Below are 16837 nucleotides of genomic sequence, written 5' to 3'. Positions count from 1 at the left end.
ATCGGTCGACTTAAAGCGCAGATGGTCAATGCCTACTATGCGCAACGAATTATTGACGTGTTCGAGAAGAACCCGAACACGACATTAAATAAAGAAAGTATTAATGAGATATTTAGTTTCGATGATGACGCAGCATAATATTTAACGGACTATTGTTTTAGAATACTTGCATATCATTTCTAAGCATGCTACTCCACACTGCATGGTATACTGTTGCAATTGATTTGGAAATTTATAACTTTTATTTAACAATGCCATCCTCATCGTCAATATTGTGAATCTTTTGCCTCAATGTTTGAGCTTTATGTCCTTTATTGAGGCTAAGCGAAACTTGTATATACACCATATTGGCTTTATCGGCATTCCACGATATGATGCTTTTGGTAAATTTGCTATTAGCATAATTCCTTTCGGAAAGTTTAATCTTACTTCTAAATGGATCCCATATCCCTGCGGTAAACATCCATTGTTTAAGGTGATAAGATGTAGAGAAATAGACAGCATCTTCCTGTGCTAAGTAAAGATTACCTCTAAGTTCCTTGCGGTTATTGATAATACCAAAATTCATACTCCAGTTCTTTGTCAAGTTCAAGTTACCCTCTACGTAGTAGTTCCATATGTTCTTCGAGTAGTCGAGATTGTCTTTCTGAAATAAAGTTTTTGAAAAAGCGCAGGATCCCGATAATGTTAATCGATCTTTAATAACTTCATAATTGAGAAAGGTACTTAGGGTATGGACTCGACTTTTATTATATTTATCCGTAACATAATAAATAGCACAATCATCAATATAGCTGTTCGGGGCAAAAGGATGGCGGCTAAAGCTATACAGATATGCTAACTGGAAATAAAATCTGCTGATATTGCAGGTGACATCAAGTCTATTGTTATATTCTATGTAAGGACGTAAGTCAGGATTGCCCTTTTCTATCTCTATGGAATTCAACTTTCTTGTGATATTTGCCATATCTGTCAACTCTGGTACATGGGGAATAAGTTCTGCATTGAAAGAGAAAGTAAAATAATTAATTGGCGTATATGAAAATTTAATCATGGGGCGCATGAATCTTTTCGTATAGGAAATGCTGTCCTTGTCATAGCTAACAATATTTCCTCCAAGTCCTATCTGATAACTTAGATTCTTATAGCGACCAAGAAATTGTGCATAACTAAACATGTCATAACTGTCAGAGTGGTCTTTCTTCATTATGGCTTGACTATAGTTGTTATTTGTTTTGGCATAATTTATCCTTACTCCAATAGTAAGATTGTTCAGGTCATTTATCTTATGTTCGTACAAGAGCTCCGGAATAAACGACAGACGCTTACCACGCACACCATACTGATAGTTAAATGAAATCATGGAAGACTGGTCCGTCTCCATAAAATTATATCTATAATTGCTGGTTCTGTATGTTGTTAACAAGTCAAATATCAGATTATCCTTTTTTGCAATCTTTTGAGCCGCATATATGTCTAATGAATATAAATTTGATTTGTACGTGGGTGTCAAAGCGGTGTTACTTATGAAGTTATTGAATGCGTACACTTTCTGTAAGGTTTCATCTTTGTCATTATCGTAGAGTTCTGTGTTGAAATTAACGTTCAAAAGAAGTGATTCAGCAACATGACTATACACACCTTTCAGACTATGTTGCCGATAACTGTAAACCGAGTTGTCGCCTTCTTTTATCTGTAAGAGCGAAAGCGGCTCGGACGCAAGCCTTGTGTCATTTCTGTTCTTGGTATAATGCCTGAGCTTATTGCCATAAATAAACGTGATTTGATCCTTTACGTTATTAAGTTTCAGAAAGATGTTATTTTCACTTGATAAAGTCGTGACAGCATCCATTGTTTTGAATCCGAATCCATAACCTTTTACCCCTTCCTTAGTCTTGACATTAAGGATTCCGCCAAAATTTTGAGTGGCATATCTGACGCCAGGATTATCTATAAACTCAATTGACTTTATCTGGTTGGGGGAGATTGCAAGATATTCTTCAGCAGTAGCCGGCACACCATTTATTTGATAGGCGACGCTTTTTCCATCAAACATCGTAATTCCCATTGACTCTTTGGAAATAATAGCATTAGGCAAATGGAGCTTATCAAGTACCCCCCATACATTGTCAGTACTTTCCCTAAGCTCTTTATTTGGATATATTATTAATCTATCCACCATTTTCTTGTATCTTGAAGCTTTGACAACAACCTCTTCAAGCACTTGTGTCTCCTCTTCTAACATGATATTTACAGAGTCCTGTCCATTATACAGCCATGTTTTAGTTTTATAACCGATAGAGGAAAATGTTAATGTATTCCCTTTGGTAAGGTTGTTAATGGTGAACTCTCCATTTTCATCTGTTGTCGTTCCCCCCAAAGGTCTATTGTTATTCTGTGCATATATTAAAATATTCACGAAAGGTATTGTTGCTTGTTTTGCATTTATTACTCTACCTTTAAGTCCTTCACCAAAAGATGTAAATGATATAGTCCCAAAAAGAATTAGCAGAAGATACCTCATATATATAGACGCATTAAATTATTGATAAAAAGCTAAATTCTGTCCGATTGGATAATCCTCCGAGCGTTTCAGAGAGAAGTCATCACTAAGAATTGTGATTTTATTCATCTTATTCATAATTTTGATGTTTAGTTTACCTTCTTTTAGCTTCCGGCATTGCTTTGTAATGTCTGTTCAATAATCTTGTAGACAAATTATCTTCTTGCCACTGCAAATATACATATACATATTGTTTAAAACAAGAAAAATCAGTTTTTAATTTTCCAAAAACATGTATTTATAAAACATACTGTTGTGTCATTTTCTATTTTTACATTGTTTATATGAGAAAAGAACTTATTTCATTAAAAGACTTCGAGGTTACATCCAACGAGAACGTTATCGAACGTGGCCAAAAATTCCAAAGCTGCATTGACCAGACGACCCAGTCTGGCTGCAAGAGTTATTAGGTCATGGCAAGAACGGGAGTTGGAGCCAAAATGCAGATAGATGGTTATGACGGTGAGGTTTCGGCATATATATCCAATGATTATTTAGGCATTCCGCAAAGGACTGAGACCAAGGAGGCTGGCATGAATGCCGTCCGGAAACACGGTTCTTCCGTTACATGCGTAGGTTGGAAGAAGAATAAAGACTTATGCGCTTGCAGGGTATGGCTGCCCCAAATCAGATGGTCTTGCAAAGGAGGACAAACTACAAGATAAGATGCAGAAAAGGCAAATTGACGCTGTGTCTATTCATTGGCATGCCTTTCCGCCTCTACAGACAACTTATTCCCGTATCATCGGTGTCTGTAAATATTTTTACGCAGTTCAAAGCTGACACATGCTCTTCCGGCTTCTAAAAGATGCCTGATTGACTTGCAACAGGTGCTCTATTAGCGTGTTACCAACGCCCTATTGAAGTCCAATCAAGCACCTTTTAAGAATGACTTGATAACCAATTGATTGGCTGCCGGTTACAGACTTGCTTTTTGCACTTGTTTTTTATATTTGCAGATGATTTGTTTGAAATTATGTAATGACTTTTCAAAATCCTGTCTGTATTTTGAACGTATTAAAATGAAAAGGTTGTTTTGCATCGGAGGGTGATGACAGGATGGACAGCTGACGGTCTTGGCTATGCTTTTGTTTGATGAATCACTTCAGGTCTTCCGTTCACAGTATCTGAGATATTATGCCGACAGCAATGTCTTTTCCGCTGCAATTACCCCACAGGTTACGGCATCTTCACTGAAGGCACTGGGAACCCATACAGGCACGTCCTGAGATCCGCAAGAAATTGCGGGCTAATGTCAATTGTCTGCGCAAACGACTGACAGAGGAAGGCATTGGTATAGGCTGCTCCGTATCAGCCATATTCCCTATTATGGTCAGGGACAATAAAAAAGTATATGAAATAGCACGAGAATTGCAGAAAAGATGTATCTTTGTAAGCGGTATCACATACCCTGCGGTAAGAACCGAGGAAGCACGGCTTAGTTAGCGTCGGCGTGTTGGCTTCCTATGAAACAGTACGGCTGGAACAATTGGTAACCGCTCTTGTGGAAATCAGGAAATCAATACCTTTTTTAAATGGCAGAAGAAGAAAACAAGCCCAAAAGACACAGAAGGACAAACGTCGATATACAGGCAGACATTATCAAGGCAGCAGAAAGTCTGATCAAGAAAAAAGGCTTTGCATCAATGCTGGTGACAGAACTCATCAAGAAAGCCAGAATTGAACCGCTTGTCTTCTATAACAGATATGACAATCTTGGCGGGTTTTATGATGAATTCGTCAAGAGATATGACTATTGGTTTAAGGATGTCCTGACAGAAATTGAATTTCCGACAGATTCAGAATTGGGGTATATCAATATTCTCAAAAATCTACAGAAAGAACTTCAAGAAAAATCTGTGATGTTAGAACTGTTACGTTGGGAAATTGCAGAGGGAAATGAGACCACGGTCCGCACAGCCATGCTCAGGGAAATGCACACATTGCCTCTTGCCAATATCTATGAGGAGAAATTTAAGGATATAGACATCTCTGCCATATCTGCACTGATTATCGGTGGCATATATTACCTTAACCTGCATAGGGATCGCTCTAAATTTGCAGAAATAGACTTAAACACAGAGGTTGGGCGCAAACGCATAGAAAAAGCTTTGGAGGATTTAGGAAACATGATATTCCACTATCAAGATCTGACTGATTACAGACATACTGTCGCAGAGAAAATGAAAGAAAACGGCATCAGTGATGAAATCATTAAAAAATGCCTTAACTGAACGATACATAACAAGTATATTCCCCACTTATCCAGCGTGATAATTGGGGATTTTTATTCAGAGCCGGTCGCACAAAGGGGCAGATCACGCACCGGCAAGACGGGCATGGCAGACCGGACCTGTCAGGACAAGGCCAGCCGACGCCTCCGTTCCGCCGCTACCGCCTCTCCCGGAAGAAACGCTGCATGAGCGCCTTGCACTCCTCTTCCATCACCCCGCAGACGACTTCCGCCCTGGGGTGCAGCGCCCTGGGGGCATAGAGGCGATAGCCCCGCTTCTCATCCGGACATCCGTAGACCATGCGGCGGAGCTGTGCCCATCCGATGGCGCCGGCACACATCGTGCAGGGTTCAAGAGTGACGTACAGCGTGCAGTCCTGCAGGTATTTCCCCCCCAGTCCGCTGGCAGCCATCGTGATGGCCTGCATCTCCGCATGGGCCGTTACGTCGTTGAGCGTCTCGGTGAGGTTGTGTGCCCGGGCGATGATGCGGTCCCGGCAGACCACCACGGCACCGACCGGAATCTCTCCTTCTCTGTATGCCGCTTCGGCTTCTGCCAGAGCCTGCCGCATATAGTAGAGGTCTTTCTTCATCTGTTCTTCCGTACTCATGCTGCAAAAATACAGGTTTTGTTTTGATTTTACAAAAGATTCGCCTATCTTTGTACGGTTATTTACAATGTAACCGAAGATGACGGGAGCGGTGACAGAGACCCCCGGAAGAGCCGGGCCAGCCTCCTCGTACACCATGGCGGTCATGGATGCGGACAGAAGGCATGTCCCATTTCCGTCTCTCCCGGCTTTTACAGAAAGGATGTATGGGCTACCACAATGAACTGGGAAAATGGGGGGAAGAGGTGGCCGCCAGCTACCTCCGGCAGCTGGGTTACACCATTCTCCACCGTGACTGGGACTATCGCCACCGTGACCTGGACATTGTCGCGATGGACAACGGCGTGCTCGTCATCATCGAGGTGAAGACCAGGAAGAACGAGCGGTTCGCCGATGCCGACGAGGCTGTTACTCCCCAGAAGGTGCGCTCGATCTCTCTTGCCGCCAACGCCTATGTCAAGCGGTACGGCATCAGCCTCGAGGTCCGCTTCGACATCATCACGGTCGTGGGAGAGCCGGCAGGGGCGAATGAAGTGCGTCATGTGAAAGATGCCTTCCTGCCTTATATCTGAGAAAGAAACTGACAGACGATGAAGATAATAGATGCTGTGCTGGGCTGGTTCAGGCCCGATGCCATAACGACGGAACCCCAAGTGAAGAGGATACGGCTGGAGACGGTCGACAGTACCAACTCCTTCCTGCGCAACTACACGCCTGCTGCCGATGAGCCGATGACCGTGGCGGTAGCCGGATATCAGACGGCGGGGCGGGGACAGGGAGAGAATACCTGGGAGAGCGAAGCCGGGAAGAACCTCCTCTTCTCAGTCCTTGTCCACCCCGTAATGCTGCCCGTCCGCAGCCAGTTCCTGCTCTCGGAGGCCGGTGCGCTGGCCTTGAAGGAGGCGCTGGCAGACTATGTGAAAGACGGCATACGCCTGAAATGGCCGAATGATGTTTACTGGAAAGACCGGAAACTGAGCGGGACACTGATCGAGACGAAGCTCGGCGGCGGCCACATCAAGGACTGCATCTTCGGCGTGGGACTGAATGTCAACCAGACCGTCTTCCGCGGCGATGCGCCCAACCCGGTCTCTCTCTGCCAGATCTTAGGGCACGAAGTGGACAAGGACGAACTGCTGGACAAGATCATCAGGAAGTTCTCCGACTTCTACCATCTGCTGGAGATGGGCGGCTACAACGACATCAGTGCGATGTACCACGAGGCCCTGTACCGCCGCGGCGGCTTCCACCGGTTCCGTGATGCGGACGGCGAGTTCGACGGAGCCATCGTCGAGGTGGAGGACGACGGCCATCTGATTCTCCGCGACCGGGACGGCAGGATCCGTTCCTATCAGTTCAAAGAGGTGGAATTTATTGTTTAATCAGAAGTTAATGTGATCAAAGGAGTCAAAGAAGTTGACATCACATTGGACATCAACTCCTCTGACTTCTTCAACTCCCAAACAAACTACTAAATACAATGGCAAGATTCAACAGAATACTCCTGAAGCTCTCCGGGGAGAGCCTGATGGGAAAACAGGGCTTCGGCATCGACCCGGAGCGGCTCGGCGATTACGCCAGGCAGATCAAGGAAGTACACGACATGGGCGTGCAGATCGGTATCGTGATCGGGGGCGGCAACATCTTCCGCGGGCTGAGCGGCAGCCAGAAGGGCTTCGACCGTGTGAAAGGCGACCAGATGGGGATGTGCGCCACCGTCATCAACTCCCTTGCGCTCAGTTCGGCACTCGAGGCGATCGGCGTGAAGGCCAAGGTGCTGACGGCCATCCGCATGGAGCCGATCGGAGAATTTTACAGCAAGGGAAAGGCGATAGAGGCAATGGAGGCCGGCTGCATCTGCATCTTCTCGGCCGGGACGGGGAATCCTTATTTCACCACCGACACAGGCTCAAGCCTGCGGGGAATAGAGATCGGGGCCGATGTCATGCTCAAGGGGACCCGTGTGGACGGTGTCTATACGGCCGATCCCGAGAAAGACCCGACCGCCACGAAATTCACCGAAATCACTTACGACGAAATCTACAACAAGGGGCTCAAGGTGATGGACCTCACGGCAACGACCATGTGCAAAGAGAACGGCCTGCCGATCTACGTCTTCAACATGGATGTCGTCGGCAACCTGAAGAAGGTGATGGACGGCGAAGACATCGGCACGCTGGTGCATAACTGACGACAGCGTGAACATGAAAGGCGGGGGAGCATCAGCCACCCCGCCTGTGAAGAGGAACGAGGGTGTGTCAAAATGCAGATTAACAACTTGACAACTTTCAAGCTATAAGCAGGTTTTTCCTAAAAGCAAAGACCATTTCTTTACTCAAAATCGAGTACGGAAATGGTCATTTTTAATGAATGGTTTCAAACTGTAAGATGATCAAAACGGTATTTGCATTTTGACACACCCTCCTCTGTCTTTGCCGTCTTCCTGACATAACGGCAGTGGAAGTCCTCCTGTCTCCTCTGTTTTCCATACGTATGGAAAGCAGCTGTTATAATTCCTTAATCTATACATTGTCCATGGACAGTAAGAAATAATTTTCTTATCTTTGCAGCCGAATTTTAATTGTATAAATCAATGAAAAAAAGAAATACCTTACTGTTCCTTTTCACACTGCTGATGAGCCTTACCGCCATGGCACAGCAGAAGCCTGTCCATTTCACCGTGCAGCAGAAGCAGGTGAGTCCGACGGAAGTCGACGTCATCTTCACGGCGAAGATCGACCAGGGATGGCATATCTATTCCACCAACCTGCCGGCAGGCGGCCCTACATCGGCGAGCCTGCACGTAGAGAAGAGCGAGGGCCTGACGCCTGTCGGCAGGCTGACGCCCCACGGCAAGGAGACCAGCGCGTATGACAAGAACTTCGAGATGACGCTCCGTTACTTCGAGCACAGCGCCAGCTTCGTCCAGCGTTACAAGATTACCGCCAAGACCTACAGTATAAAAGGCTATCTGGAGTACGGCACCTGCAACGACGAGATGTGCATGCCGCCGATGCAGGAAGAGTTCAACTTCAAAGGCAACGGACCCGCCTCCGCACCGGCTGCCGCACCGACGGCAGCCAGCACGGAAACCGATAAAACGACAACAGCTGCCACCCCCGTGGCAGCTGATGGTTTATCTGCCCTTGCCACCATGACGGCCGACACCGCCGGAACCGGTACGGCCCCGCAGGCCGATTCGGCAGTCTCCGCACAGCAGGCAAGCGTGCAGGCCACGCCGGACGCCGACCTGTGGAAGCCCGTCATCAAGGAACTGTCAGCGTTCAACAACACGAAGGACGGCGGCAGCAGATCCCTGTGGGCGATCTTCTTCATGGGCATCGCAGGCGGCCTGGTGGCTCTGCTGACCCCGTGCGTATGGCCGATCATCCCGATGACGGTCAGCTTCTTCCTCAAGCGGGCCAAGGACGACCGCAGGAAGGGCATCCGCGATGCGGTCACGTACGGGCTGTCCATCATCGTCATCTACATGGGACTGGCAACGCTGATCACGGCCGCCTTCGGGCCGCAGAAACTGAACGAACTGGCCACGAACGCCCCCTTCAACATCTTCTTCTTCCTGCTGCTGCTGGTCTTCGCCTTCAGCTTCTTCGGCTGGTTCGAGCTCCGGCTGCCCTCCTCATGGGGCAATGCGGTCGACAACAAGGCTTCCGCCACGACCGGTCTGCTCTCCATCTTCCTGATGGCATTCACCCTGTCGCTGGTAAGTTTCTCCTGTACGGCACCGGTGGTCGGCCTGCTCCTTGTACAGGCAGCCACAAGCGGCGACTGGGTGGCACCGGCAGTCGGTATGTTCGGCTTCGCCCTGGCGCTCGCCCTGCCCTTTACGGTCTTCGCCCTCTTCCCTTCCTGGCTGAAGCAGGCCCCGAAGTCCGGCTCGTGGATGAACATGATCAAGGTCGTCCTGGGCTTCATCGAACTGGCGTTCTCGCTGAAGTTCCTCTCTGTGGCCGACCTCGCTTACGGCTGGCACATCCTCGACCGTGAGACCTTCCTGTCCATCTGGATCGTGCTCTTCGGTCTGCTGGGCCTTTACCTCATCGGCAGACTCAAGTTCCCGCACGACGACCCGGAGCAGAAGGCGATGCCGGTGCCGGCCATCATGCTGGGACTGTGTTCTCTGGCCTTCTCCGTCTATATGCTCCCGGGACTGTGGGGCGCACCCTGCAAGGCGGTCAGCGCCTTCGCTCCCCCCATCAACACGCAGGACTTCAATCTTGCCCCGCAGAGCGTCCATGCCCAGTACACCGACTACGAGGAGGGGATGCGCGCGGCGGCGGCAGCCGGCAAGCCGGTCCTGATCGACTTCACCGGCTTCGGCTGTGTCAACTGCCGGAAGATGGAGGCATCCGTATGGACCGACGCACGCGTGGCCGACAGGCTCATGAAGGATTACGTGCTCATCTCGCTCTATGTAGACGACAAGACGCCGCTGAAGCAGCCTGTACAGGTGAAATCTGCTGACGGCGGCACCCGCACGCTGCGTACTGTCGGCGACAAGTGGAGCTATCTGGAGCAGACGAAGTTCGGCTATCTGGCACAGCCGTTCTATGTCCCTCTGGACAATGCCGGCAAGCCGCTGAACGGCAGTTTCAGCTTCAAGGAGGATGTGCCTGCCTACCTCAGCTTCCTCGACAAGGGACTGGAGCGCTACCCGGCGGAGAGACAATAGGATTTACGCATAGCGTCATCCGTTCCCTGCAGACTGCGGCATACCCCGCCGGACGATGACACATGGACGAAAGGGGCTGTATCAAAAGCCGGGACGAAACCCGAGGCTGCTTTTGCTACAGCCCCTTTTGGCGTTTCCCCTAAAAAACGTTTTCTTTATCCCCTGACTTATCAATCACATTCTTCATGTAAATTTGCAAGGGTTTTTTTGAAGTAACGCAATGTGTCCGCAAGCTCCTTTTGAAAGGTTATGAAAGGTTAAAATAAAGGAAATCAATAAAAATAAGTGCAGTCTTTTAGAGCAAACAGACTCCTTTTAATAAAAAGAAGATGTTCCTTTGCTTAAAATAATATGATACAGATTGACGCTTGCAAAAATGGGGATAAGGAAGCCCTCGGAGAACTTTATACGACATACGCTAATAAACTTTTAGGCGTATGTCGGCATTATGTAAAAGATGATAATTCAGCTCACGATATTTTGCATGATGCATTTATTATAATCTTCATGTCTATTCAAGATTTGAAAGATGAATCAAAATTGGAAGGTTGGATGATAACAATCGTAAGAAATCTATCCTTAAAATATCTCCAGAACACAGAAAAAGAAGCCATACCCTTATCTTGCTTGAATATAGAAATTCAGGAAACAGCATGTGAGGAACAGAAAAAGATAGAGTTCGGGCTATTATTGTCAGCGATAGAGTCCTTACCAGAAGGGAATCGTGAAGTTTTCAAGCTCTCAGTCTTAGAAGGTCTTTCCCACAAGGAGATAGGAGAGCAGCTCGGCATCAATCCGCACAGTTCTTCTTCCCAGTTGTTCAGGGCAAAGAAAACATTGCGTGCAATGTTGATTAACTATTGGATGCTCTTCTTGCTTCCAATTCTTATACCAGTTTATATATATATCGCTACGAGAGATAAAACTGTTGAGACTTCCGATAACGAACCTACTGCTACAAACACTCATAAGAGTCAATTAAAATATGTTCAAAAAGGATTAGGAACTCTGAAGAAAGAAGAGTCAAAATATTCTACCTCGCCAAGTATCTCTGGTAATGCAGGAAGAGGTTCTACCGGTGCGATTGTCCCTGAAGGAAATATTGCTTTGCAAGTATCAACAGACAGTGCTATAACGGAACAACGAGCATTACTCTTTAATGTGGATTCCCTGCAAAAACATTTGGCTATAGGTATCGGAACAAACGATTCTTTATACTGCATTCCACAGACACCACAAGATAAGATGATAGCATTGAATGAAAGAATGAACTTCAATGTCTGCAATAAGAAGAAGTATCCGTGGACATTCAATATGGGTTATTCATCTAATGCCGGTGCAAATGGAGCCATGTCCAATTTGAACTACCTATCAGTAGTAGATTACGCTAATGGTGGGGCTGCGGCCAAATTATATACATGGGATGATTATGTAAATTATTTAGTTCGGAACAATGCACTGATGGATTCCGTCGAGAGGGCAAAAATGTCATGGATAGCACTGAATAATGCAACAGACGGCAACGCTTCCTTAGGTGAGAAGGCGCATCACTACCGCCCCCAGACCTTTAGTTTGTCGCTCAACAAGCAACTAAGTTCCCATTGGACTTTTGGAACAGGATTGACTTACACAAGAATAAAGTCTGATTTTGAGAGTGAGTTTCATGGTGCGACCTTGTTGAAGACCCAGAAGATTGATTATGTGGGCATACCATTGCGATTGACCTATCGTATATGGAGCAAGGGACGATTCAATGCTTATACGACCGGTGGAGTGACATTCGAGATGCCAGTTCACAGTTCACTTGATAAGAAGTATATCATAACGTCTGACTCGTCCTACACGTTAAAGGGTGACATCAAGCCACGTTATCAATGGTCTGTGAACTTAGGTATTGGTGTTCAGTATAGGCTATTCAAGCCTTTCAGTCTGTATTTAGAACCTAATATGTTCTATTACTTCGGGAATGGCAGCGGCCTTGAAACCTACCGCACAGAGCATCCGTTCATCATAACGGTACCATTTGGATTGCGGCTTACTTGGTAAATGGAGATGATGAGTAAATAAAAAGTCATGAATACAGTGCAGTCTTTTAGTAGTTTTCTACTCTTAACAATAAAAGATAAAACTCAAAAGAAAGAATGTACAGTATTTATGACTACATCCACAATGGAATTGTATTTGTCAACAATGTAGTACGCAGACAGCACAAGAAACTCACATCCTTGATGATATATTCCACAACAAGCTGTCAGTCTCGTTGCAAGCACTGTTCCATTTGGAAGAAACCTATAGAAAATCTCAGCTTAGATGACATCATCAAAATAATGAACAGCAAATGTGTAACAAAACGCACGATGGTCGGTTTGGAAGGAGGTGAGTTTATCCTCCATCCCAAAGCAGACAAGATATTGGGATGGTTTGATACTAACCACCCTAACTATACATTGCTATCCAATTGCCTTGCAGCAGACAAGGTAATTTCTTCCGTAAAGAATCATCATCCCAAACATCTATACATATCACTTGACGGCAATAGAGAAACCTATCGCTATATGCGTGGGAGAGATGGATATGACAAAGTGATTAAGGTTATAGAGACATGTAAAGACATCGTACCTATCTCCCTAATGTTCTGTCTTTCTCCGTGGAACTCGTTTGAGGATATGAAGCATGTCATAGATTGTGCCAAACAATATAACATTGATGTACGTATTGGCATTTACAGCACAATGTCATTCTTTGACACAACCAAAGATTTAATGGAATCCAATGATGCTGATTTCATCAGCCAGATACCCTCTTCCATACATCAAACATATGAGAACTTTGACTTTGTAGCTTTGTATGACGAGTGGAAGAATAATAGACTAAGACTGCGGTGTCATAGTATTTTCAGTGAATTGGTCATCCATTCTAATGGAGACGTTCCCTTATGCCAAAACCTGGATGTGATATTAGGAAATATACATGAGAACACGCTTGACGAGATATTCAACTCAAAGGAGAGCTGCGAAGTCCAGTGTCAATACTCTAAAGCGTGTAATCAATGCTGGATTAACTATCATCGTAAATACGATATTATCCTGTTGAGAAATTTAGAAAGAATAATCCCCAAACGGCTGATAGAGTTGTTTTATGGGAAGTATCAATGGACCAGCAATAGGCAAACCACCTATAAGAAACATTTCAAGCAAATAAAAGCATAGCTAAAATGGGATATTTAGATAACATTATAGACAGATACAAGCGCATACGCAGCATGAGAGAACTGCAATATACCTACACACAGCAGTATGCTCTTGTGGGGTTTGGCAATCATTGTGCAAACAACCTGCTGCCCGTCATACAGTATCTTCAGCTGCCACTGAAATATATCTGCTGTACCTCTGAAAAGAAAGCTGAACTGATTTCTCAAAAGTACAAGGGGATCAAAGGAACAACTTCTTTACAAGATATCCTGCTTGATGATACAATCTCAGGAGTCTTCGTGGCAGCTAATCCACATTCACATTTTCATATTGCAACTGAAGTTATAAAAGCAGGTAAATCCTTGTTCATAGAGAAGCCACCCTGTAAGGATGAAAGGGAACTAATGTTTTTGACTGATACTATCAAACTATATGGCTCACAGCATATCGTTGTCGGACTGCAAAGACGTTTTGCCCCAGCCACTCAAATTCTGAAAAAGCGATTGAAAGATGATGGCAAACGGCATTACCATTATCACTATCTGACAGGATTATACCCTGAAGGAGATACTTTGCTTGACCTGTTCATCCATCCTCTTGACTATGTAACATTCCTTTTTGGAGAGGCAAAGATAAAGGGTTTGGATATTACTCTCAGTAGAGATGGTGGACAGACCTTATTCCTTATATTAGAACACCAAGATATAGTAGGAATGTTGGAACTATCAACAGATTACTCTTGGCAGGATGCACAGGAACAATTAAGTATTAGTACGGACAAAGGACAATATGTATTGGACAGAATGGAAAGACTCGATTTTTCCCCAAGACACTCTGCTATATGGGGAATCCCTTTGGAAAAGGTCTTCCAAAATAATGCAACCGTTGTCAGCCTATACGGAAGGAATGGTTTTGTACCAACGGTTGGGAATAACCAAATTGTGTCACAAGGGTTCTTCTCGGAGATTCAAGCGTTTGCCGATATGGTTGAAAACAGATGCGAGGATAATCATGCCTTTTGCTTGGAAAGTGTCAAGCATGTTTATTCCTTAATGGCAGAAATAAAGAAGTATATGAATATAATTGACGACCACATATTATAATAACTAATTAAATCCAACAAATTATGAAAAGGTACTTTTGTGTATTACAGGCGTTCATCTTCTCGTTGCTGTTTATTGGTTGCAGCAATGAAGATGAGTCTGCTTCAACTCCCACAGTGCAAGCATCGAAAACGGAATTGTTTGCTATAGGGACAGCCCGAATGACAAGAGCCGCTTCAAGCCCCTATCTCTTTACACTTGACAACATCAAGTCTTTCAACGCGCAGACCCGTGAGATTATTTTTCAAGATTTTGAGCCGACAAGTCTGCTCTTTCCCATTTATCGTAACATAGAAATACATTCGTATGGTAAGGTTCTACTCCATATCTCAACGTTTGTGTCATCTTTCAATAGTCAAATCTTCACAGACTTATCATTAGTTTCAGAATCTGGCAAGTTTTATCTGAGTGACTGTTACCCACGCAATATTGAGGACAATAGTCAATATGTTAAAGAGAACAAGGCCATTCAAAAAGCAAAAGAAAAAAGAGCGGCAGAATGGGGAGAGTTTCTCTCAATACTCAAAAAACACGGGAAGTTGATTGAATAGTAAACAGAAATACGTAATAATATAAGCAAGAAATAACTTGTAATTGCGTTTATATAAATATCAACATATAAAATCCTTGTAATTATGAAAAAAGTATTTTACAGCCTAATCCTTTTCAGTGGATTATCTGCATGTTCCTCAGAGAAGGTAGCTCTTGAGCCATTAAGAATTTATGATGTTGCAAATTCTAATTGTAAATTAAGCATCTCTCCGACAGATACACGTCCTGACTTCTATGCAGAAAACAATGCTATTCCAGCAAAATTAAGTATAGAGTTGGACAAAGACGGTATAGCTCAGTGTCTACTGGAAGATTTGAAAGCCAACTGTGCCGTAAGGAACATCCATGTGGACATCGCCAGCCAGGACAACCAGATTACCCTCGTCGTGTACCATAACGTCCTTGATGCATTTGCCGACTGCATCTGCAAATACGACGTCCGTTTCAAGATGGGCAGACTGACGGCAGGCAGCTATCATCTGAAAGCGTATTATGCCAGACCGGACAGGAAATATGATGAAGCTGACATTGCATATAACGGACAGGTAAATATAGTTCAGAATAAGAAAGTCTCTGTAAGATTCAATCCGGAAGCAGGGCTGCCGGAGAATTAAAAATGCAGGTCATAAAAACGGCATGGCAGACGGCAGTATCGAAAAAAAGGCGTACCTTTGTGCCCGGAAAAAAGATCATCAGGATGTTATTGCAATTCTTTCTTACCTGCAACAAGATCGGAGCCTTCACCCTGGGCGGCGGCTATGCCATGATTCCCATCATGGAACGCGAGTTCGTCGACAGGAACCACTGGATGGAGAAGCAGGAGTTCATGGACATCATGGTCGTGGCGCAGACAACCCCGGGCATCTTCAGCGTGGACATGGCAAGCCACATCGGCTACAAGCTGCGGGGCGTGTGGGGCGGCATCGTCGGCGCACTGGGCATCGCCCTCCCCTCCATCATCGCCATCACGCTGATAGCCATGTTCTTCCACAATTTCAAGGACAACGTGTATGTCAACAGGTTCTTCTGTGGCGTACGCCCTGCCGTCGTCGCCCTCATCGCCGCCCCCTGCTTCAAGATGGCGAAGACGGCAGAGATAACATGGGGCACCGGCTGGATCCCCCTTGCCAGCTGTCTGCTGATATGGCTGATGGGCGTCTCCCCCATCTGGGTCATCATCGCTGCCGGCACCGGCGGCTATCTGTGGGGACAGTATCAGAAACGGAAAGGGAAAGAACGATGATATTCTTCAAGCTGTTCTATGTGTTCTCGAAGATCGGCATCTTCAACTTCGGCGGCGGCTATGCCATGCTCTCGCTCATCCAGAACGAGACCGTCGTGAAGAACCACTGGCTGACGAACGCCGAGTTTACCGACATCGTGGCCATCAGCCAGAGCACGCCGGGGCCGATCGGCATCAACGCGGCGACGTACGTGGGCTATACGGCCATCGTCAATGCGGGCTACCCCCACTGGGCGGCCGTATGCAGTGCCGTGATGTGCTCGCTGGCCATCATGTGGCTGTCGTTCATCCTGATGATCTGCGTCAGCAGATACCTCCTTGCCCACAAAGACTCGCGCGAGGTGAAGGATGTCTTCAAGGCCCTGCGCCCTACGATTGTCGGACTGATTGCCGCCGCCGCCCTGCTGCTGATGACGAAAGACAACTTCGGATCGCCGGCGGACAATCCTTATCTCTTCGGACTGAGCATCGTCCTCTTTGCGGCGGCCTTCTATTTTACAAGGTACAGAAAGACCAATCCCATCCTCGTGATGCTCGTCTGCGGAATAGCAGGCCTGCTATTCTATTGAACTGGGGACGGGAAGAGGCGTGCCGGCGGAGAACCGTTTTGCGCCTCCATCCAGCAGGCACGATTCCCGATTCCGCTCT

The 16837-nt window shown here is 46.0% G+C and carries 14 protein-coding genes and 1 pseudogene; 13 read left to right on the top strand and 2 right to left on the bottom strand.

Features of this window, described 5'->3' with window-relative positions:
- Nucleotides 1–241 precede the first annotated feature (241 nt).
- Nucleotides 242–2524 carry a TonB-dependent receptor gene (locus tag HMPREF9141_RS04160; protein WP_007367245.1) on the bottom strand — a complete coding sequence of 761 codons (2283 nt, stop codon included), beginning with the start codon at nucleotides 2522–2524 and terminating at the stop codon, nucleotides 242–244.
- A gap of 1160 nt (nucleotides 2525–3684) precedes the next feature.
- Between HMPREF9141_RS04160 and HMPREF9141_RS13810 the strand changes: the two are divergent.
- Together HMPREF9141_RS13810 and HMPREF9141_RS04155 are read left to right on the top strand one after the other, a co-directional pair.
- Nucleotides 3685–4094: pseudogene (locus HMPREF9141_RS13810) on the top strand (aminotransferase class I/II-fold pyridoxal phosphate-dependent enzyme); the annotation flags it as partial.
- A gap of 4 nt (nucleotides 4095–4098) precedes the next feature.
- A complete protein-coding gene (locus HMPREF9141_RS04155; protein WP_007367241.1) occupies nucleotides 4099–4797 on the top strand; it encodes a TetR/AcrR family transcriptional regulator in 699 nt (232 codons plus the stop codon).
- Between the two features lie 157 nt (nucleotides 4798–4954).
- Here HMPREF9141_RS04155 and HMPREF9141_RS04150 read toward each other — a convergent pair whose 3' ends face one another.
- Nucleotides 4955–5407, bottom strand: coding sequence for a nucleoside deaminase (locus tag HMPREF9141_RS04150; protein WP_040554452.1), 453 nt, complete (start codon nucleotides 5405–5407; stop codon nucleotides 4955–4957).
- 206 nt (nucleotides 5408–5613) lie between these two features.
- Between HMPREF9141_RS04150 and HMPREF9141_RS04145 the strand changes: the two genes are divergently transcribed.
- From HMPREF9141_RS04145 to HMPREF9141_RS04095, 11 genes are all read left to right on the top strand, one after another.
- A complete protein-coding gene (locus tag HMPREF9141_RS04145; protein ID WP_007367239.1) occupies nucleotides 5614–5979 on the top strand; it encodes a YraN family protein in 366 nt (121 codons plus the stop codon).
- Between the two features lie 18 nt (nucleotides 5980–5997).
- Nucleotides 5998–6789: a biotin--[acetyl-CoA-carboxylase] ligase gene (locus HMPREF9141_RS04140; protein ID WP_007367238.1), complete on the top strand. Its 792-nt coding sequence runs from the start codon at nucleotides 5998–6000 to the stop codon at nucleotides 6787–6789.
- A gap of 98 nt (nucleotides 6790–6887) precedes the next feature.
- Complete coding sequence (gene pyrH / locus HMPREF9141_RS04135) at nucleotides 6888–7598, top strand: UMP kinase (protein WP_007367237.1); 711 nt, start codon at nucleotides 6888–6890, stop codon at nucleotides 7596–7598.
- A 402-nt stretch (nucleotides 7599–8000) separates the two neighbouring features.
- Nucleotides 8001–10100 (top strand): protein-disulfide reductase DsbD family protein, encoded by a 2100-nt coding sequence (locus HMPREF9141_RS04130; protein ID WP_007367236.1) that lies wholly within the window; start codon nucleotides 8001–8003, stop codon nucleotides 10098–10100.
- A 351-nt stretch (nucleotides 10101–10451) separates the two neighbouring features.
- A complete protein-coding gene (locus tag HMPREF9141_RS04125) occupies nucleotides 10452–12146 on the top strand; it encodes a sigma-70 family RNA polymerase sigma factor (protein ID WP_007367235.1) in 1695 nt (564 codons plus the stop codon).
- Nucleotides 12147–12241: 95 nt separating this feature from the next.
- Nucleotides 12242–13309: a radical SAM/SPASM domain-containing protein gene (locus tag HMPREF9141_RS04120; RefSeq protein ID WP_007367234.1), complete on the top strand. Its 1068-nt coding sequence runs from the start codon at nucleotides 12242–12244 to the stop codon at nucleotides 13307–13309.
- 5 nt (nucleotides 13310–13314) lie between these two features.
- Complete coding sequence (locus HMPREF9141_RS04115; protein WP_007367233.1) at nucleotides 13315–14394, top strand: Gfo/Idh/MocA family protein; 1080 nt, start codon at nucleotides 13315–13317, stop codon at nucleotides 14392–14394.
- 23 nt (nucleotides 14395–14417) lie between these two features.
- Nucleotides 14418–14945 (top strand): hypothetical protein, encoded by a 528-nt coding sequence (locus tag HMPREF9141_RS04110; protein WP_007367232.1) that lies wholly within the window; start codon nucleotides 14418–14420, stop codon nucleotides 14943–14945.
- A gap of 84 nt (nucleotides 14946–15029) precedes the next feature.
- Nucleotides 15030–15560: a hypothetical protein gene (locus tag HMPREF9141_RS04105; RefSeq protein WP_007367231.1), complete on the top strand. Its 531-nt coding sequence runs from the start codon at nucleotides 15030–15032 to the stop codon at nucleotides 15558–15560.
- Between the two features lie 83 nt (nucleotides 15561–15643).
- Nucleotides 15644–16189, top strand: coding sequence for a chromate transporter (locus HMPREF9141_RS04100; RefSeq protein WP_156792415.1), 546 nt, complete (start codon nucleotides 15644–15646; stop codon nucleotides 16187–16189).
- Nucleotides 16186–16758: a chromate transporter gene (locus HMPREF9141_RS04095; protein ID WP_007367229.1), complete on the top strand. Its 573-nt coding sequence runs from the start codon at nucleotides 16186–16188 to the stop codon at nucleotides 16756–16758. Before HMPREF9141_RS04100 ends, HMPREF9141_RS04095 begins: the two co-directional genes overlap by 4 nt.
- Nucleotides 16759–16837: the final 79 nt, after the last annotated feature.

Source organism: Prevotella multiformis DSM 16608 (assembly GCF_000191065.1).
GTDB lineage: Bacteria > Bacteroidota > Bacteroidia > Bacteroidales > Bacteroidaceae > Prevotella > Prevotella multiformis.
This window is presented reverse-complemented; position numbering and strand designations above follow the sequence as displayed.

Coding starts and splice junctions, on each gene's coding strand:
- HMPREF9141_RS04110 (WP_007367232.1), top strand. CDS start 14,418: ATGAAAAGGTACTTTTGTGTATTACAGGCGTTCATCTTCTCGTTGCTG.
- pyrH (WP_007367237.1), top strand. CDS start 6,888: ATGGCAAGATTCAACAGAATACTCCTGAAGCTCTCCGGGGAGAGCCTG.
- HMPREF9141_RS04155 (WP_007367241.1), top strand. CDS start 4,099: ATGGCAGAAGAAGAAAACAAGCCCAAAAGACACAGAAGGACAAACGTC.
- HMPREF9141_RS04120 (WP_007367234.1), top strand. CDS start 12,242: ATGTACAGTATTTATGACTACATCCACAATGGAATTGTATTTGTCAAC.
- HMPREF9141_RS04145 (WP_007367239.1), top strand. CDS start 5,614: ATGGGCTACCACAATGAACTGGGAAAATGGGGGGAAGAGGTGGCCGCC.
- HMPREF9141_RS04125 (WP_007367235.1), top strand. CDS start 10,452: ATGATACAGATTGACGCTTGCAAAAATGGGGATAAGGAAGCCCTCGGA.
- HMPREF9141_RS04160 (WP_007367245.1), bottom strand. CDS start 2,524: ATGAGGTATCTTCTGCTAATTCTTTTTGGGACTATATCATTTACATCT.
- HMPREF9141_RS04115 (WP_007367233.1), top strand. CDS start 13,315: ATGGGATATTTAGATAACATTATAGACAGATACAAGCGCATACGCAGC.
- HMPREF9141_RS04150 (WP_040554452.1), bottom strand. CDS start 5,407: ATGAGTACGGAAGAACAGATGAAGAAAGACCTCTACTATATGCGGCAG.
- HMPREF9141_RS04140 (WP_007367238.1), top strand. CDS start 5,998: ATGAAGATAATAGATGCTGTGCTGGGCTGGTTCAGGCCCGATGCCATA.
- HMPREF9141_RS04100 (WP_156792415.1), top strand. CDS start 15,644: ATGTTATTGCAATTCTTTCTTACCTGCAACAAGATCGGAGCCTTCACC.
- HMPREF9141_RS04130 (WP_007367236.1), top strand. CDS start 8,001: ATGAAAAAAAGAAATACCTTACTGTTCCTTTTCACACTGCTGATGAGC.
- HMPREF9141_RS04095 (WP_007367229.1), top strand. CDS start 16,186: ATGATATTCTTCAAGCTGTTCTATGTGTTCTCGAAGATCGGCATCTTC.
- HMPREF9141_RS04105 (WP_007367231.1), top strand. CDS start 15,030: ATGAAAAAAGTATTTTACAGCCTAATCCTTTTCAGTGGATTATCTGCA.